The organism is Mesorhizobium sp. B2-1-3, from assembly GCF_006442495.1.
Classification (GTDB): domain Bacteria; phylum Pseudomonadota; class Alphaproteobacteria; order Rhizobiales; family Rhizobiaceae; genus Mesorhizobium.
Genome location: NZ_VFWL01000001.1, coordinates 215,940 through 239,197, shown reverse-complemented (window position 1 = coordinate 239,197; position 23,258 = coordinate 215,940). Strand labels below are relative to the sequence as shown.

Genomic DNA, 23,258 nt, shown 5'->3' with positions numbered 1-23,258 from the left:
GGTGCTTCCCTCGACAGGGCTTGAGCGATTGAGCGCATTTTCGGATGGCGTGTTCGCCGTCCTTATCACCGTGCTCGTGCTTTACCTGCGCCCACCGGAGGTGCCGACCTTCACTGCGTTGCTGGCCTTGTGGCCGACATGGCTGAGCTACGGCGTGAGCTATCTCTTCATCGCCATCGTCTGGGCGAACCACCATCATCTCCTGCGCCATGCCACGGCGGCGACGACCAGCCTGATGTGGTACAATTTCGCGCACCTGTTCTCGGTGTCGCTGCTGCCGCTGGCAACCGCGTGGATGGCGGTCAGCGAGCTGGCCCCGCAGCCGGTGGCGTTCTACGCGGTCGTCTTCTTCCTGGTGAACCTGACCTACATTCTCCTGATCCGGGAACTCATCGACCCGATGCCGGCCGACACCGTTCCGCTCAAGGTGCGCAAGGTCATGCGCATCCGCTCGATGGTGACGCTGTGCCTTTTCGGCTTGGCGGCGGTCGTCGCCCTGAAATACCCGATCGCCGGACTGGCGATCTGTTGCTGCTGCCTGACGGTCTATCTCCGGCCGGAAGCGCCGGGATCGCGCGTCGGCTGAGCGCAATGTCAGGTCATACCGCCCGCGTCGGCTTTCGGCCTCGATCCGCCAGACCGCCCTGAATTTGCGCTGGGCAGTTCTCCAGATGCTCGCCGCATCGCCACTTGGCCGCGTCAGGCCGCGCGGCTCGAACGGCAGGGTCGTTACGGTCGAAAACGGTCAGTCGGCGGAGCGCTTCTCGAATACGGAGCGTGCGACCGGGGCTGCCGAGAAAGCGTTTGGCCATCCCGCGTAATAGGCGAGATGACTGATCACCTCCGAGGCCTCGGCGCGCGTCAGTCCATTATCCATGGCCCTGTTGAGATGGTAGGGAATCTGCTCCACCTGACCGGCGGCGACCAGCGCGCTGACCGTCACCAGGCTGCGGTCGCGCGGCGCGAGATCGGGACGCAGCCACAGGTCGCGAAACAGCACTTCCGTCGTGTCGCGCACCAGGCCCGGCGACGCCGGTCCCGTGCCTTGCTCGACCCGTGCGGCACGATCGGCCTCCGCCTTTTCGTCGAGCGGCAGCAAATCGACGACAGCCTTGGGGAGCTGGTCCGACCCGATGCCGCGTGCCTCGAACACCGCTTTGGCGATCGCCGTGGCTGCCATCGCGTTGCCCCACCCGGCATAGAAGGCAAGATGCGTGATCATCTCCGAGATCTCGGCCGGCTTCACGCCACTGTCGAGGGCGAGGCTCAACTGCTCCGGCAGGAGTATGCCCTGGTTGCGGGTGACCACCGCCGCGATGGTGACGATGCTGCGATCGCGCCGCGACAGGCCGGGGCGCTTCCAAACGTCATTGGCAAGCTTGTCCGTCGCATAGCGCGCAAGGGCGGGCGAGACGGCCTGCAAATCCTCTGGAGGCAGGCTGCCGGTCTGCGACCCCGTCTGCGCCGCAGCGTCGGCAGCCCCCATCGACAAAGCGAGTGCGAGAATGGTTGAAGGTTTCATGATGATGCCTTTCGTTCCTGCGTACGGTCAGCGGTATTGCTCGTCGGAGACAGGCTCCAGCCAGTCGACATTCTTGCCGTCATGCATGTAGCTCAACGCGATATGGGCCATCGGGCTGGTGGCGGTCGCACCATGCCAGTGCTTCACCCCGGCGGGAATCCAGACGACGTCGCCTGGATTGATGACGCGGGCCTCCTTGCCGTCTTCGCGAATCCAGCCTTGGCCTGATGTGACGATCAGCAACTGACCGGCAGGATGGGTGTGCCAGACGGTGCGCGCTCCGGGAGCAAAATTCACCAGCCCTGTGCTTGCGCGCGTTATCTCGGTGGCGGGAAACAGCGCAGTGATGACCGCTTGCCCGGTAAAGTTTTCTGCCGCTCCGATCATCGCCGGCGTGCTGCCGTTTGTCCGGATTTCGATGCCCTGCGCTTGCACGGGCATGATTCCCGCCGCTGCTGTCAGGATTTTCTTCATTTTGGTCTCCTTAAGGTTTGCTCCCCTGCATTTGTGGGCTGAACGCAGTGCGGCGCTTACAGACGAAGCAGCGTCTTGATCGCCCGCCTCTCATCCATGGCGCGATAGCCCTCGGCGACATCGGCCAGTGGCAGGGTCAGGTCGAAGACCCTGCCGGGATTGATCTTGCGCTCCAGCACCAGATCCATCAGATGCGGAAGAAAACGGCGCACAGGCGCGGGGCCGCCGAGCAGGCTCTTCTGGGCGAAGAAGAGGCCCTGGCCGTCGAGCTGGACGCCATGCGGCACGCCGACGAAGCCGATCGAGCCGCCGGGGCGGGCGCAGTTGATCGCCTGCATCATGGATTCCTGCGTACCGACGCATTCCAGCACGGATTCCGCGCCGACGCCGCGGGTCAGATCCTTGATCCGCGCCACGCCGTCATCGCCGCGCTCCGAAATGATATCGGTGGCGCCGAATTCGAGCGCGAGATCCTGGCGCGTCTTGTGGCGGCTCATGGCGATGATGCGCTCAGCGCCCATCTGCTTGGCCGCGAGCACGCCCATCAGCCCGACCGCGCCGTCACCCACGACGACCGCGGTCGCGCCGGGCTCGACGCGCGCGGCGTCGGCGGCATACCAGCCGGTGCCAAGCACATCCGATGCCGCCAGCAGGCCCGGGATCAGGTCGTCCTCGGGCATGCCGGGGGTGGCGACCAGCGTGCCGTCGGCAAGCGGCACGCGCAGCATCGGCGCCTGCGCCCGGCTCATGAACTCGCGCTGCTCGCAGGACGAGGGGAAGCCGAAGCGGCAATGCGGGCAGGTGTTGTCGGAGGTGCAGAACGAGCCGACGACGAACTGGCCGGGCTTCACCGTTCTCACCGCGCTGCCCACTTCCACCACCACGCCGCAATATTCGTGGCCCATATGCATCGGTTCGTTCAGCGGCTGGAGCCCGCGATAGGGCCACAGGTCGGAGCCGCAGATGCAGGTGGCCGAGAGCTTGAGGATGGCGTCGGTGGGATGAAGGATTTCGGGCTCCGCCACTTCCTCGCAGCGGATGTCGCCGGCACCGTAAAGAACTGTTCCGAGCATGGTTTTCTCCTTGAGCCTATGTCAGGCGTTCTATGCGTATGTTGAAGCGTCCGCCGCGCAGCAGCGGCGCGATACCGCTGTCGACGCGGCCGAGCCGGATCAGGCCGCGCGAATACCGGTAGGGGCCATAAAAGAAGATGAGATTGCCCCAGGGCGCGTAGTAGGCGATGTCGCCGATGGCCTCGTTGTCGAACGGGCCGCTGCCCTCGATCCGCAATTTGCGCGGCAGGTAGCCGATCTTCTCGACGGATGCGTAGTCTTCCAGTGTCAGGTCGAGCGGCAGCATCGCGGCGAAATCCTGCGCGCTCAGATTGTCGAACAGGGAGGCCGTCAGGCGCATTGCGTCCACTTCAATAGCAATCCTCATCAACGGTCTCTCCTGTCCGTCCGTTCCGCCGGCTTGGCCTGGCGCGGCGGAGGGCGCGAACGCGGCTGCCAGTGCGGCGGCAACCGCGGTGCGGCGCGTCATGTGGCTGCGTGTCATGGCGCGTCCTTGCCATGATCATGGGCGGCTGCCGCCGCGGCCAGCGCGGATCCCACAAGCAGCACCGCGCCGAGTGCGAAGGGGCTTCGCCAGCCGAGCGTGTCCAGTAGCAGGCCGCCGCCCGCCACCCCGAGCGTGATGGCGAACTGGATGACGGCGACCTGCAAGCCGCCGCCGGCTTCGGCATCGTCGCGCAGCGCGCGGCTCAGCCAGGTGCCCCAGCCGACCGGCGCCGCGGTTCCGAAAAAGCCCCAGCCGACGAGCAACGCGGTGACGGCCACCGGCATCGATCCAAGCACGATCAATGCGACCGCCAACAGCGCCATGGCCAGCGGAATGATGATGACGATGCTGTAGAGCCGCGTCTTGAGCAGCCGGCCTATGGTCCAGGTGCCGGCGACGCCTGCTAGTCCCATCACGAGCAGGATCGCCGAGAGCGCCGAAACGCCGACACCGGTCACGGTTTCCAGGAAAGGCCTGAGATAGGTGAAGAGCGCGAACTGGCCCATGAAGAGCAACAGGATCGAGGTCATGCCGAGCGCGACCTGACGGCGCAGCAGCAACCGGAGGACATTGCCCGACGCCTTGCGGCCGCGTGGCGGCAGCGCAGGCAGGCTGAAGCTTTGCCAGACAAGGGCAAAGAGGGCCAGCGGCACCACGAGGAAGAACGCGCCGCGCCAGCCGACATAATCGCCGAGCAGGCTTCCGAGCGGCGCCGATATGGTTGCCGCGATGGCGTTGCCGGCGTTGATCATCGCCAAGCCCTCGGACACGGAGTCCTCCGGCACGAGGCGCATCACGATCGCGGTGGACATCGACCAGAAACCGCCGATGGCAATGCCGAGCAAGACGCGGCCGATCATCAGCACGGCATAGTTGGGCGCAAAGGTCACCACCAAGCCGGACACGGCGAGCAGCAGCGAGAACGACGTCAGCACCAGCTTGCGGTCGATATGCCGCGTCAGGCCGGCGATGAACAGGCTGGTGAGGACCGCGAAGATGCCGGAGACCGAGATCGCCTGTCCCGCCCGGCCTTCGGTGATGCCGAGCCCGTCGGCGATCGGCGTCAGCAAGCTGACCGGCATGAACTCGGAAGCGATGAGGACGGCGACGCAAAGCGTCATCGAGAACACCGCACCCCATGCTGCCCGAGGCTTCACCAGCCTGTCGTCGTAAGTCGTTTCCATCAGCCGTCACCACGCACAAAAAGCCGGCCGCCGGAAAACGCATCGGCGGCCTGTTCGCGACAGGAGATAGCGCCGGACTATTGGAATGATTAGCGGCTGAAAGTCGCTTGAACTTATCGATGCAGGCCATAAATAACGTCGGGCCGTATTCAGCGGGGCAGAAGGCCATGCGCGAAAACTTCAACGATCTTCTGTGGTTCCTGATGGTGGCCGAGGAGCGCAGTTTCACCAAGGCCGCCGCCAAGATCGGCATTACCCAATCGACCCTCAGCCACACCATCAAGCGGCTCGAAACGCGCCTGGGCCTGCGGCTGCTGGCGCGAACGACGCGCAGTGTCTCGACGACCGAGGCGGGGGAGCGGTTACGTCAATCCCTGGCGCCGCGCATCGTCGATATCGAAACCGACATCGCGGCGCTGACGGCCTATCGCGACAAACCCTCGGGGACCGTGCGCATCACCGTCTCCGATCATGCCCTCGAGCAGCTGGTCTGGCCGAAACTGCGGCCCGTCCTTGCCGACTATCCTGACATCAAGCTCGAATTCAGCCGGGACAACGGATTGCGCAACATTGTCGAGGATGGTTTCGATGCTGGCGTGCGGCTTGGCGAAAGCGTGGAGAAGGACATGATCGCCGTGCGCATCGGGCCGGACTGGCGGCTTGTTGCCGTAGGCTCGCCGGCCTACATCGCCGGACGTGGCGTGCCGAAGGCGCCGCAGGACCTGATCGGCCACAATTGCATCAACCTGCGCATGACCAGCGCCGGTGGCCTCTATGCCTGGGAATTCCAGAAGGCCGGCCAGGCTCTGCGCGTCCGCGTCGATGGCCAGCTCGTGTTCAACTCGACCCTGCCGATGGTCGACGCCGCCATTGCCGGCTACGGGCTTGCCTATGTGCCCGAGGATCTAGTCACGGCGCATGTTGCCGCCGGCCGGCTGCAGCTCGTGCTCGACGATTGGTCGCCGAAATTCGCCGGCTATTACCTATACTATCCAAGCAGTCGCCAGAACTCGCCGGCCTTCAAGGTCATTGTCGACGCGCTTCGAAAACACAGCCAATGATGGCCACCACACAGAAGCCGAGGACGGGGCTGAGCACAACCGGGAATGGGAGCGGCGGACCTCAGATGATGCCGTGCTTCTTCAGCAGCGCCTGCTCATCGCCCGACACCCATCCGAATATCTTCGGCTCGCCGAGTTTCCGGACAAGGTAGTGAACGTCGAAATCTATCTCGACGTCCGCTTGACCCTTGCGGGCATAGGTCGCGGTCCACGCAACATGGGCAACGCAATGATGCTCGTCGATCGGCGAGATGCCGATGTCGCGTGTCCGCATCTCTTTCGTTCCGATTGCCCGGTAGTGGGCATAGCCCTGAGCCATGACTTGCTTGAGTTGATCGTCGTTCTTTCCGGTCACGACGCCGGCAGGCGAGGCGGCTATGAACTCCGACGTGTAGAGCGACGCGGCCTCATCCATATCCATGCCGCCGCCAAGCGACTCCTTGAAAAACCGCTGATAGCGTTCAAAAAATCTCTTTACGCTCATCTCCATGATTTCCGCTCCGGTCGTGTCCTCGGATCAGCGCTGTTCCCGCACGCTCCGGAGGAAATGGATCATCGCGGCGTTGACCTCGTCCGGGCGTTCCTGCTGGGTCCAGTGCCCGCAGCCGGGCAGCATCAACTTGTCGCGGAGTTGCGGGACGAAATTTCCGAGATTGGCCAGCAGCTGATCCATTCCGGGGAAGGCGACAACCAGATCGCGGTCGCCTGCTATATAGAGGGCGGGGACCTTGATCCGCGCGCCCGCAAAGGGCGCCATCAGCTCCCAGTTCCGGTCGATGTTGCGGTACCAGTTGAGACCTCCCGCGAAACCGGTGCGCTGGAACTCGCCGGCGTAGAAATCGAGGTCGCCTTGGCTGAGCCAGGGCGGTAGGCCCGGCGGTGCCTCGACGGCTTGCAGGAAACCTCCATCATGTGGAACCATGCCGATTCCACCCGCGCTCGTGCCCGAGGCATCCCCCGATGCGGCGTAAAGCATGGCCCGCACCGTGGTCCGGGGGTCCCGCTCCAGCTCGGCTTCTGCAATGCCGGGTTGCTGGAAATAGAGCTGGTAGAATTGCGAGTCCGTCGTTCGCGGCATCACGCTGGTTGGGCGCACCTTGGCCCGCGGCCGGAACGGCACGCTGAGGCCGATGACGGCTTGGAATCGGTCCGGGCGCATCAGCGCCGCGTGCCAGGCGACGACGGCGCCCCAGTCGTGGCCGGCGATGATGGCGGTCGGCGCTTCGAGGGCGTCGAGAAGGCCCACCATGTCGCCGACCAGATGGAAGAGCGTATACTGTTCGACCGCCTCCGGCCGATCGCTCCTGCCATAGCCCCGCATGTCGGGGGCGACGGCGTGAAAGCCCGCCGCCGCGAGCGCACTCAATTGATGGCGCCAGGAATACCAGGATTCGGGAAAGCCGTGGCACAAGAGCACCAAAGGGCCATCGCCCTGCTCCGCGACGTTGAGGCGGATGCCGTTGGTCTCGACCATTCGCTGCGTCGGCTCGCTCACGGCTGCTTCTCACGCTCGTGTGTCAGTCTCTGTTTAACGGCTGGCGGCGGACGCCGCAACGAGTGGGTTGAGCGAACCGAATGCCTGTCTCGAAAGTCACGCATCTTTTGTCGCCGGTCTCAGGAATGATCGCGGCAATGAATATCCGAGATTTGGTCGGCGCCCGCTTTGCGGTTCCCGAACTTCTGCCCCAGCTTCAAACGCGATGAGCGCGCTTGCCTATTGTCATCCGGCTGTCATATGTCGGCACTACGAAGCCTTAGTTCTGGATTTATAGATACGTGGATAAAAAATCAGCTCTCCTCGCTTTGGCGGCACTCGGCCAGGATACAAGGCTCGAGGTCTTTCGCCTGCTTGTCCAGGCGGGCGCCGGGGGGACCCCCGCCGGCGAGGTCGCTTATCGCCTCGACATCGTGCAGAACACGATGTCGGCGCACCTCAAGGTTCTTGACCATGCCGGCCTCGTCCGCGCCGAGCGCGATGGTCGCACAATCCGCTATGTTGCCGACATGACCGGATTCCGCGATCTGCTCGCCTATCTCATGGAAGACTGCTGCAATGGCGCGCCGGAACTCTGTCGGCCCGTGATCCAGGCGGTCACCTGCAAGTGTTAGAAGGAGGCATCCGCCATGAGCGAGCCATACAACGTTCTTTTCCTCTGCACGGGCAATTCGGCAAGGTCGATCATCGCCGAGGCGATACTCAACCTTCCGAAAGCCGGCTGAGCAAGGAAAGTCTCATGAACGATCACGCTTTGAGCGCGGGCGGCGGCATTGGTTTCGTCGAGAAATACCTGACCGTGTGGGTGGCGCTGTGCATCCTCGCCGGCATCGCGCTCGGCCGTCTCATGCCAGGCGTCTTCCACGCCGTCGGCGAGGCCGAGATTGCCAAGGTCAACCTGCCGGTCGCGGCACTGATCTGGCTGATGATCGTGCCGATGCTGGTCAAGATCGACTTCGCCGCGCTCGGCCATGTGAAGGAGCATTGGCGCGGAATCGGTGTGACACTGTTCGTCAATTGGGCGGTGAAGCCGTTCTCGATGGCGGCGCTCGGCTGGCTGTTCATAGGGTATCTCTTTCGGCCTTATCTGCCGGCCGACCAGATCGACAGCTATATCGCCGGCCTTATCATCTTGGCGGCCGCGCCCTGCACGGCGATGGTCTTCGTGTGGTCGAACCTGACGAAAGGCGAACCGCATTTCACGCTGAGCCAGGTCGCACTTAACGACACCATCATGATCTTCGCCTTCGCGCCGATCGTCGGCTTGCTGCTCGGCCTCTCGGCCATCACCGTACCCTGGAATACCCTCGTCCTCTCCGTCGCGCTCTACATCGTCGTGCCGGTCATCGGCGCCCAACTCCTGCGTCGGCGGCTGCTCGCCGCGGGCCGCGAAGCCGCCTTGAAGCGATTTCTCGAGCGGCTTCAGCCGCTCTCGCTCATAGCCCTGCTTGCCACGCTTGTGCTGCTGTTCGGATTTCAGGGCGTGCAGATCCTGGCGCAGCCGCTGATCATCGCGCTGCTGGCCGTGCCGATCCTGATCCAGGTCTATTTCAATTCAGGGCTCGCTTACCTGCTCAACCGTGTCTCGGGCGAACAGCATTGCGTCGCCGGCCCCTCGGCCCTGATCGGCGCTTCGAATTTCTTCGAACTGGCGGTCGCCGCCGCCATCAGCCTGTTCGGCTTTCAGTCGGGGGCGGCGCTCGCCACCGTCGTCGGCGTGCTGATCGAAGTGCCGGTCATGCTCACCGTGGTCTGGATCGTGAACCGCTCCAAAGGCTGGTACGAGGGCGGCCGGGCAATGTCCCGTGTTGCCGAAAACATTAATGCTCGACCGTGATCGAAAAATTGCGAAATAGCCGTTGATCCTCAGCCGGCCGGGCAGCCTGCTGGTTGACTGCTTTGCAGGAAAAGCTCGGGATTGCCGCGCGACGCTCTCCCGTTAATTGCGCGGGGTATCCGTCTGCTTGACAGTCTGCCTACTAGAAGGTAGACAGATCGCATGAGCAACTTTTCAACGACATCTGACGAGATTTTGGCCTCTGCACAAAAGCTGATCATCGCCGGCGGATATAATGGATTCAGCTACGCAGACATCGCGGCCGTGGTCGGCATACGCAAGGCCAGCATCCACCACCACTTCCCCAGCAAGGTCGATCTGGTGCGTACGCTTGTGTCGCGTTACCGCGAGAACGCCGAAGCCGGCATGGCCGATCTCGAGCGCAGCGTGCCTGAACCGCTCGAACTCGTTCAGGCCTACGCGGGTTATTGGGCCAGATGCATCGAGGATGCAAGCATGCCGTTCTGCGTGTGTGCGCTGCTGGCAAGCGAACTTCCAGCGCTTCCGAACGAGGTCACCTCGGAGGTACGGGCATATTTTCAGTTTCTCTCGGCGTGGCTGACGTCGGTCATCGAACGCGGCGAACAGCAAGGCTCCCTGAAAATCTCTGGCCCGGCGCGGATAGAGGCAGAGGCGCTCATGGCCACTGTTCATGGCGCCATGCTATCGGCTCGGGCATACGGACAGCCTAGCGTCTTCGCTACAATTCTCGGCCCGACCCTGCGGAGGCTGAAGCCCGAATGATATCAGTGCCGGGCGGCTAAGCGACGGGTCGCCCCGACCAGAGCATCGATAAATGCGCCGCGGTAAACTACCAACTAGTAGGTAAAGGAATTCCCTATGTTTCACAAACTCCTCTCGGCTCTCTTGGTCGTCGGTATTCCGGCAAATTTAGCCGTCACGGCGCCCGCTCAGGCTCAAAGCCGGAAGGCCGAGCAGATCCACATCAGGGGCAGCGTGTTGACCTTCAGCGCTTCGACGCTGAAGGTCAACACGCGGGAAGGCGAGACTGTTGACGTGGCGCTGGCTGATGGCTGGAAGATCTCCGGCGTCGCTGCTGCGAAGGTGGCCGATATCAAGCCAGGCGACTTCGTCGGAATTGCCTCGCTGCCGAAGGACAAGGGCGGTGACGGCGCTCTGGAAGTCCTGATCTTCCCGCCCGCGCTGAAAGGCGCAGGTGAGGGAAGCTACGGGTGGGATCTGAAGCCTGACAGCAGCATGACCAACGCAACAGTCGCCGATACCGTCAAGGACGTCGACGGGCGCACCGTGACCGTTTCCTACCAAGGCAAGGAAAAGAAGATCGCGATCCCGGACGGCACCCCCGTCGTGACCCTCGCTCCGGCAACCCAGGATGATCTGATCCCGGGTGCCGTCGTCTTCATAGCAGGCGAGAAGGCCGCAAGCGGAACGATCGGTCATCAGGTCGTCGTTGGCAAAGATGGCGTGGTCCCGCCCATGTGAGCCAGGTCGCCGCTCGTTCGCAGGCTGTCGATCGTCACGGCGGCGCTGGCGAAAGATACGCTGAGCGGTTCGGCGCGGACGAACGCGACAGTGAAGGCCTACCGCTCGTCCGAAATGCCGGAGCATTTCCCATGCACCGGGAGCGGCGCATTCGCCGACGGCTGTGGGCTGCACCTGGCGCCGCCTCTCGGAGGAAGGCGGGCGGATAGTGAAGGCTATGAGGGTGAAACAGCCCTCTTTGACAAACGCCTCGGCCACCTGTGGTCGCCGAGGTGCATCGGAAAAACATTGAACCATACCCGAAGGATATCCAATGAGACGCGATGGCGTTGAAGTTGCTTCAAATGACCAGGACAAGTGGCTCAAGCTGTATTACCTCGCCCGTGCGGCCTTTTCCGTCGTCTGGGTCGTGGCCGCTTTGACGGTCGGCCGGCAGTCGGCGTCCATCGCGGCTGTCTTGCTTATTGCCTATCCTGCCTGGGATGCAGCCGCCAATTATGTCGATGCTTCCCGCAACGGCGGGCTTGCCGTCAATCCTACGCAAGCATTCAACGTTGCAGTCAGTTCGGTGGTCGCCCTTGCAGTCATCATGGCGCTGGCGATGAACATGAATTGGGTTCTCGGCGTTTTCGGCGCGTGGGCAATCTTCTCCGGCCTGCTGCAGCTCGGAACCGCAATTCGGCGCTGGAAAACCGCCGGAGGCCAATGGGCCATGATCTTGAGCGGAGGCCAATCGGCTGTCGCCGGCGCATTCTTCATCGCGCAAGCGCAGATGTCCGCACCGCCCTCGATCGCCAACATCGCAGGCTACGCTGGCTTCGGCGCCTTCTATTTCCTCGTCTCAGCCCTTTGGCTCACCGTCTCGCAATCGCGGCGCCGGAAAGTGGCATCCGTTCAAGTATGATCCACATTGTCGGTCTACTGCGTATCCCATCGTGGTCCGGCGATCGACATTCATGGCGGACCATTCGAGGTCTTCGCGCGCGACGGCGAGACCATTCCCCCTTCGGCCCGCTTCCTCGCCGACACCATCAATGTCGGTCCGGGCCAGCGCTATGATGTCGTCTGGACGGCGCGGCGACCCGGCAAATGGCTCATCCACTGCCACATTCCGCACCACACGACGAACAACAATGTCGAGCAAAAGGGCGGCGGCGGCTGATGGTCGTCATCGACGTCAGCTGACGCGGGCGCCGGAATTGGCGCTGTTGCGGCATCAGCGCCGCACTCGGCCCGGCGACGGCTGCCCAGAGGTTGGCCTCGACGCCGAGCGGCGCAGGCAGCCTCGGAACGCGTGCGGGCCCTGCACGTTGATCCCGAACCGCTCGTGGAGTGCTCCATGCCAGATTGGATCGGGACTTGGCGAAACCAATACGGCTCGACCGTCATCATCGAGGACGATGCGGAAGGCGCCATCCGCGGCACGTTCAGGACGGCGTTGGAAGACAGCAGTTTCTTTGGTCAGGAACTTCCGATCCATGGCGCTGCTTGCGGCGACGTAATCGGCTTCACGGCTGCGGGACAGGGCAAGGCCGGGCCTGCGGCCGTGAGCTACACCGGTATTCTGCGGGAAAGTAAGCTCGAGATGCTTTGGCATACCGTTGCAGGGCAGACCCTTACCGCATCGGCGGAAGGGGCGCCTGCCAGGATGGTCAGAGTTGGGGCATGGCGCGCCTTCGGGACCAGCCTGGATGTGTTCGAGCGCGTGGAATGACCCAGCCTCTCGGGCCGGCGTGGCTCCATCGGCGGCTACGGAAGGCCGCCAGGCCCGCATATGCGCGACTGAAGGCGGCCTGCCGATCCTGAGCGATTTCGGCGGCGCTGTGGTCGAGCCGACCGGAGGACGGATGGGATGGCGGAAGAAGGCAACGACGCGCGGGTAGTCCTGCAGTGCATGACAACCGAGCACTTCGTGCTGCAGACCGCCCGCGCGGCCACCATTCAGGAGGCGAATCAGCGCGCCAATCTGTTCCTCACGTCGGTCTCAAGCGCGGCGATCGCTCTGTCATTCGTGGCGCAGGTCACGAAAATGGGCACGCCGTTCGTGCTGTTCAGCCTGATCTTGCTGCCCTGCGTTTTCTTCATCGGCCTGGTCACCTTCGTCCGCGCCGTGCAGGTCGCCATTGAGGACATGGTGCACGCCCGTGGAATGGCGCGGATCCGGCACTACTACGTCGAAGTCGCGCCCGCCATGCAAAGCTACCTCGTTCATCCCACGCATGACGATCGCTCGGCGGTGCTCGTGGACAAGGGGCTCAGCCCATCGCCGTTGCAGTATTTCATGACCACGGCCGGAATGGTGAGCGTGATCAGCAGCGCCATCGCAGGTGTCTTTACGGGCATAGCCGCCACAGCGGCAGCCGGCGCCGGAATGGCTCTCGGTGTGGCAGCCGGGATGCTCGCCTTCGCTGCAAGCGTGTTCGTGCTGCGCAGCTACCACCTGCGGGCTTGGACGGCGGCCGAGCAAAGACTGACGGTTCTTTTCCCAGGCACGCGCGGGGAATGAAGCTCTGCGGAGCCAGGGATCGCTTGGCCGAGGTCCCATATACCATGCATGCCTTGTGACATCTTCTATTGCCGCGGCCCAAAGCCTCTATATGGCCGTAGCGGAACAATGGAGGCCGTTTCCTGCATGCCGCTTTTGAACAGCGGAAGGGCATTGAGCACCGAGCGAACCTCTTCCTCCGTTTCGGCCTCCATGAGAAGACAAGCGCCGCCCATGTCGCCGCGGTTCCAGATTTGTCGCACGGTGCTCGCCATGAAAAGTCGGCGAACGCCTTCGGCTTCGGCTTCCAGTCTCTCGGGCGTGTAGTCCGCGTCGTTGAAGCTTTCCGTCCGCCGACGTGTCAAGACCATGAACTGCATGTTCTTTCTCCTGTTGATGAAGGTAAGGCTTTCCGGTTTGTCCCGGTGGGTGCTTGATGCCTGTCATGGTTATTTAGCGACCATCGGCTGGAACAGGGCGGAAAGGATCGGTTTTCCAGTCTCGGCCGGCAACGTCGGCGCGAGAAAGACCGATGTCTTGCAATTGCGAGTCCGTGAGTTCCATCAGCATGCGGCGGCTCCGGCGCCTTTCCATACCGGCTTCGACCCAGACCAAGACCGCCGCGACGCGCGCCATCAGAATCTGTAGAGCCTCGACTCCACGCCGCTGCGGTGCACTCCTTGTTTCGGCCCGCTCCAAGGCGGCGCCGTTGACGACTGCGTCCATCGCATTTCTCCTTTTTTTCGCGACCGGTCGAACCCCGAGGCGAAGGCGGCGAATGAGCCCGCTGCTTTGGGGGTTCGGCGGCCGGAGCCGGTGTCTAACGGTTGCCGAAAAGGTCCCGGCGACGCTCGACCGCCTGATCCTGCGCGATGGCCGCATTGGAGCCCGCATTGAGCAGTTCGTAGGCTGCACTATGCGCGATCGAGGACGTGTGGGTGTTGTCGAGCTGTTCCCGGGCAATCGCATTGATGTCGGAACCGCCGACATTCGGGTTCTCGGCGAGTGCGGCGCCAGTGATGGCCAGGAACGCGGCGGTGGCAAGAGCGATCTTTTTCATGGAAATCTCCTAAGGTTGAGTTCTGGACTTGGGTTCAAGAACAGGTCCTTGCCTGTTCGCCAAGACGATGCATCTTGGGCCCACTCATGATAATCATCGAAGATTGGGAAGGATCATCCGCCAAGAGCGGATAATAGGATCATGAGCGGGTGCGCTGCCTCAGCGCTGACCCCTCCCGGATCGAGGATTTTGCCATGTCGGTGCTGGCAATCGCTCCGGCCCTTGCCCGCATGTGGCCGGCCAGAATATCAGAAGGGACATCAGCCCGCCGACTTTCCGGCGCGGACGGTGGACTGCTGTTCAGTACTTCAATTCCATCCATCTGCGGTGTTCGGCAAAGCGCTCGGCCAACAGATCGATGAAAGTCCTGACCTTGGCCGAGACATGGTGACGATGCGGATAGAACGCGTTGATCGCGAACTCGACTCCTGAATATTCCTCCAGCACCCGGACAAGGCGCCCGGCGCTCAGGTCGTCGGCCACGAGGAAGGGCGGCGGTATGAACAGACCGCGGCCGTCGAGAGCAAGGCGTCTGAGCGTCTCCTGGCTGTTGGTCAATAAGTTGCCATCGACGCGGACGGAAACGGGCTCGCCGTCGGGGTCCTCGAAACGCCATTCGTTACCGAAAGGATATGACGCATGGCGCATGCAATTGTGGCGTGCGAGGTCATCGGGCCGACGCGGTGTTCCATGGCGTTCGAAATAGCCGGGCGAACCGCAGACGATGTTGCGCCATGAGGTCAGCCGCCGGACGATCAGGCTTGAATCGGGAAGCGGCAGCGAACGCACGTCAAGGTCGAAGCCCTCCTCCACCATGTCGACCATTCTTTCGCCGACGGTGAGATCGACCGAAACAGCCGGATAAAGGTTGACGAATTCGGAAACGATCGGCGCCAGAAAACGGATGACGCTCATGCTGGAATGAAGGCGAAGCGTGCCTTGCGGCGTCGCCTGAAGTGCTCCCGCGACGCGGTCCGCCTCCTCCAGATCGGCGAGGATCTGCGAGGAACGCTGATAGTAAGCCTGGCCGATCTCGGTCAGGCTCACCTTGCGGGTGGTGCGATTGAGAAGCCGGACGCCGAGCCTTTCCTCCAGCGCCTGGACGTGGTTGCTGACCATCGTCGTCGACATGTTGAGGCGTCGGGCCGCCGCGGAAAAGCCGCCGCATTCCACAACGCGGCCAAACACCGTCAAGCTCGTGAGCCTGTCCATTTCGATTATCCGCTCTTAATGGATGATCCTTCCGTTCTTTCCTCGATTATCACATCAAGATTGCCGTTGCATCGTCCTTGCACCAATCGGCCACTCGGCCCGACCGTGAGAGGAGATTACGATGACCGTAAGCGTCAACCCCGCCACCTTGGAATACCCGGTTGAGGTAAAACCCGCGCGGCGGTCCCGCAAGACGATGATCAAACGCACCGTTATCGGGTTGGGTCTGGTGGCCGGCCTGACCGCGGCTGCGCTCTACGGCTATGACTATTGGACGGTCGGGCAGTATCTGCAATCAACCGACGATGCCTATGTCAAGGCCGACTATACGGCTGTCGCGCCGAAGATCTCGGGCCACATCGCCGAGGTGCTGGTCGAGGACAACACTCCCGTCAAGGCGGGCCAGGTTCTGGCCCGCATCGACGACCGCGACTTCAGGACCGCGCTCGACCAAGCGCAAGCCAATGTCGAAGCAGCCGAAGCGACGCTGCATAACCTCGACGCCCAGATCGGCCTGCAGCATTCGGTGGTCGAACAGCAAAAGGCCAACGTCGCCGCAACCGAGGCGAAGCTCAAATTCGCGCAGCAGGAGGGTGATCGCTATAAAACCTTGCTGAAAAGCGGCTACGGCACCAGCCAACGCGCCCAGCAAGCTGCGGCGTCCCTCGGCGAAAACGAAGCCCAACTGCGGCGGGATCGCGCCGCACTGGTTGCTGCCCGCAAAGCGATCGACGTGCTCACGACTGAGCGCGGCAAAGCGGAGGCCGAACGCGACAGCAGCCAGGCCGCCCTGCGTCAGGCGGAACTCAATCTCTCCTACACCACGATCACGGCACCCGTCGACGGCACCGTCGGGGCCCGTTCGCTTCGCGTCGGCCAGTATGTGCAGGCCGGCACGCTGCTCATGGCGGTGGTGCCGCTGAATGCGGTCTATGTCGTGGCCAATTTCAAGGAGACACAGCTTACCCATGTGCAGAGCGGACAGCCGGTCGAGATCGCCGTCGACGGCTTTCCCGGCGTGGCACTCAAGGGCCGCGTCGACAGTGTGTCGCCGGCCAGCGGTCTCGAGTTCGCGCTGCTGCCCCCGGATAACGCCACCGGCAATTTCACCAAGATCGTGCAGCGCATCCCGGTGAAGATCGCGATCAACGACGGCAGGCTCCTCGGCAAGCTGCGCGCCGGCATGTCGGCGGAACCGACGATCGACACGAAGGCAACCATCCTGGCCGAACGGGGTGAACCGGACAGCGGCCGCCGGATCATCGCCGGCTGGTAACTCGTAGCGGCTGCGCGAGGTTCTCCGGGACCTCGCATGGTGGCAGCCACGCCAGTGTCTCACGCGCGCTTCGTCAAACAGGGAATTCAGCCGTGCCCGCAACCCTCACCACCAACCCCACGCCTGCGCCGATGGCAGCCAAAGCATCGAGCCTGGCGCCGACCGATGCCTCTTCCGCCCCGCTCAAGACCTGGATCGCCGTCATTGGCTCGACGCTCGGCGCCTTCATGGCGGTCCTCAACATCCAGATCGTCAACGCATCGCTAGCCGACATTCAGGGCGCCATCGGCGCGGGCATCGATGACGGCGGCTGGATATCGACCGCCTACCTGGTGGCCGAGATCGTCGTCATTCCGCTCACCGGCTGGCTGTCGCGGGTCTTTTCCATCCGCGTCTATCTTCTGGCCAATGCAATCCTGTTTCTCGCCTTCTCGGTTGCCTGCGCCTTCGCGCAAAACCTTCAGCAGATGATTGTTCTGCGTGCTTTGCAGGGCTTTTGCGGCGGCGTGCTGATCCCGGTCGCCTTCACCATCACCATAACACTCCTGCCCAAGGCGAAGCAGCCGATCGGATTCGCCCTGTTCGCGCTGTCGGCGACCTTCGCACCGGCCATCGGACCGACAATCGGTGGCTATCTCACCGAGAACTGGGGCTGGCAGTTCATCTTCTATGTCAACTTGGTCCCCGGCGCGCTGATGGTCGGCATGCTGTGGATGTCCCTCGAAAGGGCGCCGATGCAGCTTTCGCTGCTGCGCCAGGGCGACTGGGCCGGGATCATCACCATGGCGATCGGGCTCGGCACCTTGCAGACTGTGCTCGAGGAGGGCAACAAGGACGATTGGTTCGGCTCGCCGTTCATCGTGCGGCTGTCCTTGATCGCCCTCGTCAGCCTCTCGCTTTTCCTGTGGATCGAGTTGAGAAGCGAAAGGCCCTTGCTTAACCTCAGACTGTTCGCCCGCTGGAATTTCGGTTTCTCAATCCTGGCCAGCTTCCTGCTCGGAATTGCGCTCTACGGGGCGGTGTTCATCCTGCCCGTCTATCTCGCGCGCATCCAGGGCTACAACGCCCAGCAGATCGGCATGGTGCTGGCCTGGACAGGCCTGCCGCAACTGGTGCTGATCCCGCTGGTGCCGCAGTTGATGAAGCGTTTCGACATGCGCATTATCGTCGCCTTCGGCTTTGCGCTGTTCGCGGCGAGCAATTTCATGAACATCGAAATGACGGCGACCTACGCGTCGGAGCAGTTCTTTTGGCCGAATGTCGTCCGTGCCGTCGGTCAGGCCCTGGTCATGGTACCCCTGGCTGCGGTCGCTACGGCCGGCATCGAACAGGAGAACGCCGGCTCTGCCTCCGCATTGTTCAACATGATCCGGAATCTCGGCGGCGCCGTCGGCATCGCCATGCTGCAGACTTTTCTGACCAAGCGCGAGCAGTTCCACTCCAACGTGCTGGTGCGGTCGGTGTCGCTGTTCGAAGAGAGCACTCGCGCGCGCATCGAGCATCTGACCCGGTACTTCCTGGCGCATGGCGCCGGCGATCGCGCAGCCGCGATGCACAAGGCCGTCATCGCCATCGGACAGATGGTGCGCAAGCAGGCTTTCATCATGGCTTTCAGCGACGCGTTCTATCTGCTCGGAGCAGCCCTTGTCGTCGCGTTCTTCGCCACGCTGCTGTTGCGCAACCCGGGCCATATCGAGGCGGGTGGCGCGCACTGAAAGATCGGAAAGAAGAACTACAATGATTTCAATCCCGAACTACGCCAGCGCGGCCCCGGAATGTGAGTCTGTCACGTGCACCGCCAGGGAACTCAGCAAATTTTCGAATGCTTGGCAGAGACTGTGCCGTTCCAAGTAGGGCACTTTAGCCCATAGTGCGATTTTGGCACCGGCTGCCGCCGTCTTGCCAAAACCGGCTGAATTCCGAAAATCAAGCCAGTGGCGTCGCGCTGGAAACGCCTGGAAGTCTATTGATTTCAATAGGATAAAATGGCGCGCCCGAAGAGATTCGAACTCCTGACCCCCAGATTCGTAGTCTGGTGCTCTATCCAGCTGAGCTACGGGCGCGCATCAGGTCATGCTTTCCATGACCCCGCGATCCGATCCTCGAGGACCGGCCGCGAATGTGTGCAGTTCCCTAGCGACTGAATTCGCGAAAAGCAAGCCGATCCGGCAAAAGTTTTGTCGTCGATGCGTCATCCGCTGGATCCGGCCGGAAATCGGGTTGTTCGAAGCGGCATTCAGGGCGAAGGGGGCCGGACCGGTTTGCGGGCGAAACAGCGCCCAAGCCTGTCAGGCCGGGCGGCGCAGCCCGTTGCGGGCCTGGTCGAGCCGCACCGGCTGGTCGGGAATGGTGACGGCGAAGGTGGTGCGCCCGCCGATCGATTCGACCAGCTCCACCGTGCCGCCATGCGCGCGGATCAGTTCATGCGCGATCGCCAGACCAAGCCCGGTGCCGCCGCTGCGCGCAGAGCCGCGGAACGCCGCGAACAGGTTCTCGCGCGCCTTCGGCGGCAGGCCGGGACCGGTGTCGGTCACGACGATGCGGCTGACGCTGCCCATGCGCTCGGCCGAAACCGCCAGCCGGCGCACCACGGCGCTCTCCGTGTCCGCCGCCATCGCCTGCACGGCGTTGCGGCACAGATTGGTGAGCACGCGGAACAACTGGTCGGAATCGGCGTCCACCTCGAACGCCTTTTCGACCGCGTTGATGAACTCGATGCCTTCCTCGATGTCGAGCAGGCCGTGCACGTCCTCGACCAGCTGGCGCAGCCGCACGCGCCGGCGCGAAGGCGGCGGCTCCTGCGTACGGCCGTAATGAAGCACGCCTTCCGAGTAGGAGACCGCACGGTCGAGCGCACGCAGGAGCTTCGGCGCGAAGGCCTGCACGGTCGGATCCTTGACCTGGCGCAGGCGGTCCGAAATTAGCTGCGCCGAGGCCAGGATGTTGCGCATGTCGTGGTTGATCTTCGACACGGCGAGGCCGAGGTCGGCCAGGTGCTTCTGCTCGGTTAGCATCTTCTGCAGCCGCTCCTGCATCTGCGACAGCTCGCGCTCGGCCACCCCGATCTCATCGGCGCGGGCGGCGGGATGAATGATCCGGCTGGGGTCGTCGGGGGCCTGCGAGAAGGACAGCATGGAGCGCGTCATGTTGCGGATCGGTCCGATCATGATCAGGTCGATCGCGGCATAGACCAGCATGGCCGTGAACAGCGAGATCAGCAGCGAGACGAAGGCGACGTTGCGCGAATAGATAAGCATCGCCTTGCGCAGGCTGTAGTCCGGCATGATCAGCTCGAACTCCTTGTCGCTGTCGCCGACCGGCCCGAAGACGCGCAGCATCCGGTTGCCGCCGAAAAACAGCGTGTCGAGCGCGCCGGTCATGCCCTTGACCATGCCGACGCTGGCGAGGTCGATGTGCTCGTCGACCTGCGGCGGCATGTCGGCCACCACAAGTAGCCGCGACACGCCGCCGTCGCGCACCGCGATCGCCTTGGCGCCGATCGCCATAAGCACGTCGTTCTGCGCCGTGCGCGACAGCGAGGTCGGTTCGCCCTGCACCAGCACGATCGATACGGCCGCGGCGGTACTCAGCCGCTCCTTGAGCCAGGCCAGCCGGTAGCTGGCGATCCAGGGCAGGAAGATGAGCACTTCGGCCAAAAGCACGAAAACGATGGTCAACAGCAGCAGTTTTGTCGACAGGCCGCGCGACAAGGGTACGCTGCGGACGGCGGCTGGCGCTGGTCCTGTCCCTTCCTCGGCGTGCCTGGTTTCGCTCATGCGGTCCTGTCTTCACAATCGCTTGATCAGCCCAGATTAGGCGATTGCGGCTTTTTTGCCAATTTCCCCCTTGGTCGGAGAGATATAATTGCCGCCGAAAGTGCGCATCCCGGGCCCGGCGACACCGGCCCGGCACCGGCCGGCACCGGATTGACTTCCAAAACCCTTCTTTCTATAAGCCCGCTCACGCTCGGGCCATTCGTCCCGGCGCGGTTTCGATCGCGCCAAAGCCGGCCCGGCAAAGCTCCTGTTACAGAGTGACAGAATCAAGAAGGGCCGCACCCCGCGGTATTAAAACAAATGAAGCGTACCTACCAACCGTCCAAACTCGTCCGCAAACGCCGGCACGGTTTCCGTGCCCGCATGGCCACCAAGGGTGGTCGCGGCGTCGTCGCAGCTCGCCGCAACCGCGGCCGCAAGCGGCTCAGCGCCTGAGCGAGACAAGATCGTTGCCCGCAACCGGCAAGCCAGTGGGACAAAATCCCAAGCGGCTTCTGAAACGCGCGGAATTCCTGGCCGTCCGCCGTGGTGAAAAACGTCGCGGGCGGTTTTTCCTCGTCGAGGTCCTCGACCGCGGCGACGGCGGCGCGCCGCGCGTCGGCTACACCGTCACCAAGAAGGTCGGCAACGCGGTCGTGCGCAACCGCGTCAGGCGGCGGCTGAAAGAGGCCGTGCGCACCCATGCGGCCGATGACATGATGCCCGGCAATGATTATGTCATCGTCGGGCGCGATGATGCGCTCCGCGCCCCGTTCGGCCAGTTGAAGGTCGAACTCTCCCGCCGACTTCGCGGAACACGATAGGCCAAGGGCTCTCGATGGAAAACAACCGAAACTTCTTCATCACCATCGCGCTGTCGGTGCTGATCCTGACCCTGTGGCAGGTCTTCTACATGAACCCGCGCGTCGAACAGCAGCGCGAGGCGGCGCGCGTCGAGCAGCAGCGCGTGGAAGAGCAGAAGAAGGCGGCAGAGACAGCCAATCCGGGCGCGGCAACGCCGGCGCCGGCCGGCACCGCTCCCGGTGCCATCCCCAACGCGCCCGGCGGCGACACCGTCACCGCGGCCAGCCGCGACCAGGCGCTGGCGGCTTCGAAGCGCGTCAAGATCGACACGCCGAGCCTCGAAGGCTCGATCAACCTGACCGGCGCCCGTCTCGACGACCTCAAGCTCAAGCACTACACCGAAACCGTCGACAAGGATTCGCCCGAGATCGAACTGCTCAACCCTTCGGAGTTGCCCAGCGGCTACTTCGCCGAGATCGGCTTCGTCGGCAACGACAAGACGGGTACGGTACCGGGCGCGGATACGGTGTGGAACGTCGAAGGCAATCCGACGCTGACCCCGTCGACGCCGGTGACGCTGACTTACACCAGTGACAAGGGGCTGACCTTCAAGCGCACCTTCTCTGTGGACAGCGACTACATGTTCACCGTTTCCGACGAGGTGCGCAATTCGGGTTCGGCCCCGGTTACGCTGTCGAATTACGGCCGCGTCACGCGCTACGACAAGCCGGCAGTCGCCAGCACCTACGTGCTGCATGAAGGCCTGATCGGCTTCACCGGTGCGGAAGGCCTGCAGGAACACAAATACGCGTCCATCGAGAAGGACAAGGAAGTCAAGCCGGGCAAGTCGACGGACGGCTGGCTTGGCATCACCGACAAATACTGGGCGGTGACGGTGGTTCCGAGCGAGAAGCAGCCGTTCCAGCCGCGCTTCGGCTATTTCGTGGACGGCCGCCACCGCTACCAGTCCGACTTCCTCACCGACCCGATCAATGTCGAGGCCGGCCAGTCGGCAACCGTCGAGACCGAGGTCTTTGCTGGCGCCAAGGAAGTCGCCAAGATCAATGCCTATGCCGAAGACCGCCACATCAAGCGGTTCGACCTGCTGATCGACTGGGGTTGGTTCCACTTCATCACCAAGCCGATGTTCTGGCTCATCGACACGCTCTACAAATTCCTCGGCAATTTCGGCCTGGCGATCCTCGCCACCACCGTCATCGTCAAGGCCATCTTCTTCCCGCTCGCCAACAAGTCCTACGCGTCGATGGCGAACATGAAGAAGGTGCAGCCCAAGATGCTCGAGATCCGCGAGAAATACGCGGACGACAAGATGAAGCAGCAGCAGGCGATGATGGAGCTGTACAAGACCGAGAAGATCAATCCGCTCGCCGGCTGCTGGCCGGTGGCATTGCAGATCCCGGTCTTCTTCTCGCTCTACAAGGTGCTCTACATCACCATCGAGATGCGCCATGCGCCGTTCTTCGGCTGGATCCAGGATCTGGCCGCGCCCGATCCGACGTCGATCTTCAACCTGTTCGGCCTTGTTCCGATCACGCTTCCGCACATGCTGATGATCGGCGTCTGGCCGCTGATCATGGGCGTCACCATGTTCCTGCAGATGCGCATGAACCCGACGCCGCCGGATCCGACGCAGGCCGCCATCTTCACCTGGATGCCCGTCATCTTCACCTTCATGATGGCTGGGTTCCCGGCCGGGCTTGTCATCTACTGGGCCTGGAACAACACGCTGTCGATCCTCCAGCAAGGCGTGATCATGAAGCGCCAAGGCGCCAAGATCGAACTGTGGGACAATCTGCTGGCGCTGTTCCGCAAGAAACCGTCGCCAGCGGAATAAAGCCTCATTCTTCGCTAAAAGCCCGGTCGCCCGGGCTTTTTCTTGTGCGCCGGCATCGGTCCACGTCCGCCCGCGATGGGCGAAACTGCAAACGCGCGGCACCGTCCGATCCGGCAAATGCGCTTGTCCACCATCGAAGACTCGCTCCCGGGGCGATTGGTGCTATACGGCGGATTACGCTACTTTGACGAGGTGTGCGCCGACGCGGGACGCG

The 23,258-nt window shown here is 63.0% G+C and carries 26 protein-coding genes, 1 tRNA gene and 2 pseudogenes; 16 read left to right on the top strand and 13 right to left on the bottom strand.

Annotated features, from left to right (window positions below):
* Positions 1-28: 28 nt before the first annotated feature.
* Entirely contained in the window at positions 29-586 is a 558-nt protein-coding gene (locus FJ973_RS01275; protein ID WP_246675810.1) for a TMEM175 family protein, read from the top strand.
* A 159-nt stretch (positions 587-745) separates the two neighbouring features.
* Here the strand turns inward: FJ973_RS01275 and FJ973_RS01270 are convergent, their stop codons facing one another.
* The 5 genes from FJ973_RS01270 to FJ973_RS01250 form a co-directional block, all read right to left on the bottom strand.
* Positions 746-1,486: a carboxymuconolactone decarboxylase family protein gene (locus FJ973_RS01270; RefSeq protein WP_348642394.1), complete on the bottom strand. Its 741-nt coding sequence runs from the start codon at positions 1,484-1,486 to the stop codon at positions 746-748.
* Between the two features lie 63 nt (positions 1,487-1,549).
* Positions 1,550-1,996, bottom strand: coding sequence for a cupin domain-containing protein (locus FJ973_RS01265; protein ID WP_140554655.1), 447 nt, complete (start codon positions 1,994-1,996; stop codon positions 1,550-1,552).
* A 56-nt stretch (positions 1,997-2,052) separates the two neighbouring features.
* Positions 2,053-3,069, bottom strand: coding sequence for a zinc-dependent alcohol dehydrogenase family protein (locus tag FJ973_RS01260; RefSeq protein ID WP_140554654.1), 1,017 nt, complete (start codon positions 3,067-3,069; stop codon positions 2,053-2,055).
* 16 nt (positions 3,070-3,085) lie between these two features.
* Positions 3,086-3,436, bottom strand: coding sequence for a cyclophilin-like fold protein (locus tag FJ973_RS01255; protein WP_224646208.1), 351 nt, complete (start codon positions 3,434-3,436; stop codon positions 3,086-3,088).
* Between the two features lie 113 nt (positions 3,437-3,549).
* Positions 3,550-4,740 carry an MFS transporter gene (locus tag FJ973_RS01250; protein WP_140514271.1) on the bottom strand — a complete coding sequence of 397 codons (1,191 nt, stop codon included), beginning with the start codon at positions 4,738-4,740 and terminating at the stop codon, positions 3,550-3,552.
* A gap of 167 nt (positions 4,741-4,907) precedes the next feature.
* Between FJ973_RS01250 and FJ973_RS01245 the strand changes: the two genes are divergently transcribed.
* Positions 4,908-5,801 (top strand): LysR family transcriptional regulator, encoded by an 894-nt coding sequence (locus FJ973_RS01245; protein ID WP_140554653.1) that lies wholly within the window; start codon positions 4,908-4,910, stop codon positions 5,799-5,801.
* Between the two features lie 61 nt (positions 5,802-5,862).
* Here the strand turns inward: FJ973_RS01245 and FJ973_RS01240 are convergent, their stop codons facing one another.
* Positions 5,863-6,291 carry a nuclear transport factor 2 family protein gene (locus FJ973_RS01240; RefSeq protein ID WP_140554652.1) on the bottom strand — a complete coding sequence of 143 codons (429 nt, stop codon included), beginning with the start codon at positions 6,289-6,291 and terminating at the stop codon, positions 5,863-5,865.
* Between the two features lie 27 nt (positions 6,292-6,318).
* Positions 6,319-7,296, bottom strand: a complete 978-nt coding sequence (locus tag FJ973_RS01235) for an alpha/beta hydrolase (protein WP_140491520.1) — start codon at positions 7,294-7,296, stop codon at positions 6,319-6,321.
* A gap of 281 nt (positions 7,297-7,577) precedes the next feature.
* Between FJ973_RS01235 and FJ973_RS01230 the strand changes: the two genes are divergently transcribed.
* From FJ973_RS01230 to FJ973_RS01190, 9 genes and pseudogenes are all read left to right on the top strand, one after another.
* Positions 7,578-7,910, top strand: coding sequence for a metalloregulator ArsR/SmtB family transcription factor (locus FJ973_RS01230; RefSeq protein ID WP_140554651.1), 333 nt, complete (start codon positions 7,578-7,580; stop codon positions 7,908-7,910).
* 15 nt (positions 7,911-7,925) lie between these two features.
* Positions 7,926-8,003: pseudogene (locus tag FJ973_RS01225) on the top strand (arsenate reductase ArsC); the annotation flags it as partial.
* Between the two features lie 65 nt (positions 8,004-8,068).
* The gene (arsB, locus tag FJ973_RS01220) at positions 8,069-9,133 is read left to right on the top strand and encodes an ACR3 family arsenite efflux transporter (RefSeq protein WP_181167276.1); all 1,065 of its coding nucleotides are present in this window, start codon (positions 8,069-8,071) and stop codon (positions 9,131-9,133) included.
* A gap of 162 nt (positions 9,134-9,295) precedes the next feature.
* Entirely contained in the window at positions 9,296-9,877 is a 582-nt protein-coding gene (locus FJ973_RS01215; protein ID WP_140554649.1) for a TetR/AcrR family transcriptional regulator, read from the top strand.
* A 96-nt stretch (positions 9,878-9,973) separates the two neighbouring features.
* Positions 9,974-10,597, top strand: coding sequence for a hypothetical protein (locus FJ973_RS01210; protein ID WP_140554648.1), 624 nt, complete (start codon positions 9,974-9,976; stop codon positions 10,595-10,597).
* A 313-nt stretch (positions 10,598-10,910) separates the two neighbouring features.
* The gene (locus tag FJ973_RS01205; protein ID WP_140554647.1) at positions 10,911-11,501 is read left to right on the top strand and encodes a DUF308 domain-containing protein; all 591 of its coding nucleotides are present in this window, start codon (positions 10,911-10,913) and stop codon (positions 11,499-11,501) included.
* A 48-nt stretch (positions 11,502-11,549) separates the two neighbouring features.
* Positions 11,550-11,782: pseudogene (locus FJ973_RS01200) on the top strand (multicopper oxidase domain-containing protein); the annotation flags it as partial.
* 154 nt (positions 11,783-11,936) lie between these two features.
* Positions 11,937-12,311: an avidin/streptavidin family protein gene (locus FJ973_RS01195; protein ID WP_140554646.1), complete on the top strand. Its 375-nt coding sequence runs from the start codon at positions 11,937-11,939 to the stop codon at positions 12,309-12,311.
* Between the two features lie 138 nt (positions 12,312-12,449).
* Positions 12,450-13,103: a hypothetical protein gene (locus tag FJ973_RS01190; protein WP_140554645.1), complete on the top strand. Its 654-nt coding sequence runs from the start codon at positions 12,450-12,452 to the stop codon at positions 13,101-13,103.
* A 65-nt stretch (positions 13,104-13,168) separates the two neighbouring features.
* Here the strand turns inward: FJ973_RS01190 and FJ973_RS01185 are convergent, their stop codons facing one another.
* From FJ973_RS01185 to FJ973_RS01170, 4 genes are all read right to left on the bottom strand, one after another.
* Positions 13,169-13,462 carry a muconolactone Delta-isomerase family protein gene (locus FJ973_RS01185; protein ID WP_140547678.1) on the bottom strand — a complete coding sequence of 98 codons (294 nt, stop codon included), beginning with the start codon at positions 13,460-13,462 and terminating at the stop codon, positions 13,169-13,171.
* A gap of 73 nt (positions 13,463-13,535) precedes the next feature.
* Positions 13,536-13,808 (bottom strand): DUF1127 domain-containing protein, encoded by a 273-nt coding sequence (locus tag FJ973_RS01180; RefSeq protein WP_224680501.1) that lies wholly within the window; start codon positions 13,806-13,808, stop codon positions 13,536-13,538.
* Between the two features lie 94 nt (positions 13,809-13,902).
* A complete protein-coding gene (locus FJ973_RS01175; protein WP_140554644.1) occupies positions 13,903-14,142 on the bottom strand; it encodes a DUF680 domain-containing protein in 240 nt (79 codons plus the stop codon).
* 300 nt (positions 14,143-14,442) lie between these two features.
* Positions 14,443-15,354, bottom strand: coding sequence for a LysR family transcriptional regulator (locus tag FJ973_RS01170; protein ID WP_140524242.1), 912 nt, complete (start codon positions 15,352-15,354; stop codon positions 14,443-14,445).
* A 121-nt stretch (positions 15,355-15,475) separates the two neighbouring features.
* Between FJ973_RS01170 and FJ973_RS01165 the strand changes: the two genes are divergently transcribed.
* Positions 15,476-16,630 carry an HlyD family secretion protein gene (locus FJ973_RS01165; protein WP_140554643.1) on the top strand — a complete coding sequence of 385 codons (1,155 nt, stop codon included), beginning with the start codon at positions 15,476-15,478 and terminating at the stop codon, positions 16,628-16,630.
* A 131-nt stretch (positions 16,631-16,761) separates the two neighbouring features.
* Positions 16,762-18,345: an MDR family MFS transporter gene (locus FJ973_RS01160; RefSeq protein ID WP_140554953.1), complete on the top strand. Its 1,584-nt coding sequence runs from the start codon at positions 16,762-16,764 to the stop codon at positions 18,343-18,345.
* 271 nt (positions 18,346-18,616) lie between these two features.
* Here the strand turns inward: FJ973_RS01160 and FJ973_RS01155 are convergent.
* Both FJ973_RS01155 and FJ973_RS01150 read right to left on the bottom strand, forming a co-directional pair.
* Positions 18,617-18,693, bottom strand: a tRNA-Arg gene (locus FJ973_RS01155).
* A gap of 225 nt (positions 18,694-18,918) precedes the next feature.
* Positions 18,919-20,406, bottom strand: coding sequence for a HAMP domain-containing sensor histidine kinase (locus tag FJ973_RS01150; protein WP_140554642.1), 1,488 nt, complete (start codon positions 20,404-20,406; stop codon positions 18,919-18,921).
* Positions 20,407-20,706: 300 nt separating this feature from the next.
* Here FJ973_RS01150 and rpmH point away from each other — a divergent pair, with 300 nt between their 5' ends.
* Genes rpmH through yidC form a run of 3 tightly spaced genes read left to right on the top strand, consistent with a single transcriptional unit; the run spans position 20,707 to position 23,044 of the window.
* On the top strand, positions 20,707-20,841 hold the full coding sequence (gene rpmH, locus FJ973_RS01140) for a 50S ribosomal protein L34 (protein ID WP_008833937.1): 135 nt from the start codon (positions 20,707-20,709) through the stop codon (positions 20,839-20,841).
* 14 nt (positions 20,842-20,855) lie between these two features.
* The gene (rnpA, locus tag FJ973_RS01135) at positions 20,856-21,209 is read left to right on the top strand and encodes a ribonuclease P protein component (RefSeq protein WP_140491500.1); all 354 of its coding nucleotides are present in this window, start codon (positions 20,856-20,858) and stop codon (positions 21,207-21,209) included.
* Positions 21,210-21,223: 14 nt separating this feature from the next.
* On the top strand, positions 21,224-23,044 hold the full coding sequence (gene yidC / locus FJ973_RS01130) for a membrane protein insertase YidC (protein WP_140554640.1): 1,821 nt from the start codon (positions 21,224-21,226) through the stop codon (positions 23,042-23,044).
* Positions 23,045-23,258: the final 214 nt, after the last annotated feature.

Coding starts and splice junctions, on each gene's coding strand:
- FJ973_RS01270 (WP_348642394.1), bottom strand. CDS start 1,486: ATGGGGGCTGCCGACGCTGCGGCGCAGACGGGGTCGCAGACCGGCAGC.
- FJ973_RS01265 (WP_140554655.1), bottom strand. CDS start 1,996: ATGAAGAAAATCCTGACAGCAGCGGCGGGAATCATGCCCGTGCAAGCG.
- FJ973_RS01260 (WP_140554654.1), bottom strand. CDS start 3,069: ATGCTCGGAACAGTTCTTTACGGTGCCGGCGACATCCGCTGCGAGGAA.
- FJ973_RS01255 (WP_224646208.1), bottom strand. CDS start 3,436: ATGAGGATTGCTATTGAAGTGGACGCAATGCGCCTGACGGCCTCCCTG.
- FJ973_RS01250 (WP_140514271.1), bottom strand. CDS start 4,740: ATGGAAACGACTTACGACGACAGGCTGGTGAAGCCTCGGGCAGCATGG.
- FJ973_RS01245 (WP_140554653.1), top strand. CDS start 4,908: ATGCGCGAAAACTTCAACGATCTTCTGTGGTTCCTGATGGTGGCCGAG.
- FJ973_RS01240 (WP_140554652.1), bottom strand. CDS start 6,291: ATGGAGATGAGCGTAAAGAGATTTTTTGAACGCTATCAGCGGTTTTTC.
- FJ973_RS01215 (WP_140554649.1), top strand. CDS start 9,296: ATGAGCAACTTTTCAACGACATCTGACGAGATTTTGGCCTCTGCACAA.
- FJ973_RS01210 (WP_140554648.1), top strand. CDS start 9,974: ATGTTTCACAAACTCCTCTCGGCTCTCTTGGTCGTCGGTATTCCGGCA.
- FJ973_RS01205 (WP_140554647.1), top strand. CDS start 10,911: ATGAGACGCGATGGCGTTGAAGTTGCTTCAAATGACCAGGACAAGTGG.
- FJ973_RS01195 (WP_140554646.1), top strand. CDS start 11,937: ATGCCAGATTGGATCGGGACTTGGCGAAACCAATACGGCTCGACCGTC.
- FJ973_RS01190 (WP_140554645.1), top strand. CDS start 12,450: ATGGCGGAAGAAGGCAACGACGCGCGGGTAGTCCTGCAGTGCATGACA.
- FJ973_RS01185 (WP_140547678.1), bottom strand. CDS start 13,462: ATGCAGTTCATGGTCTTGACACGTCGGCGGACGGAAAGCTTCAACGAC.
- FJ973_RS01180 (WP_224680501.1), bottom strand. CDS start 13,808: ATGGACGCAGTCGTCAACGGCGCCGCCTTGGAGCGGGCCGAAACAAGG.
- FJ973_RS01175 (WP_140554644.1), bottom strand. CDS start 14,142: ATGAAAAAGATCGCTCTTGCCACCGCCGCGTTCCTGGCCATCACTGGC.
- FJ973_RS01170 (WP_140524242.1), bottom strand. CDS start 15,354: ATGGACAGGCTCACGAGCTTGACGGTGTTTGGCCGCGTTGTGGAATGC.
- FJ973_RS01165 (WP_140554643.1), top strand. CDS start 15,476: ATGACCGTAAGCGTCAACCCCGCCACCTTGGAATACCCGGTTGAGGTA.
- FJ973_RS01160 (WP_140554953.1), top strand. CDS start 16,762: ATGGCAGCCAAAGCATCGAGCCTGGCGCCGACCGATGCCTCTTCCGCC.
- FJ973_RS01150 (WP_140554642.1), bottom strand. CDS start 20,406: ATGAGCGAAACCAGGCACGCCGAGGAAGGGACAGGACCAGCGCCAGCC.
- rpmH (WP_008833937.1), top strand. CDS start 20,707: ATGAAGCGTACCTACCAACCGTCCAAACTCGTCCGCAAACGCCGGCAC.
- yidC (WP_140554640.1), top strand. CDS start 21,224: ATGGAAAACAACCGAAACTTCTTCATCACCATCGCGCTGTCGGTGCTG.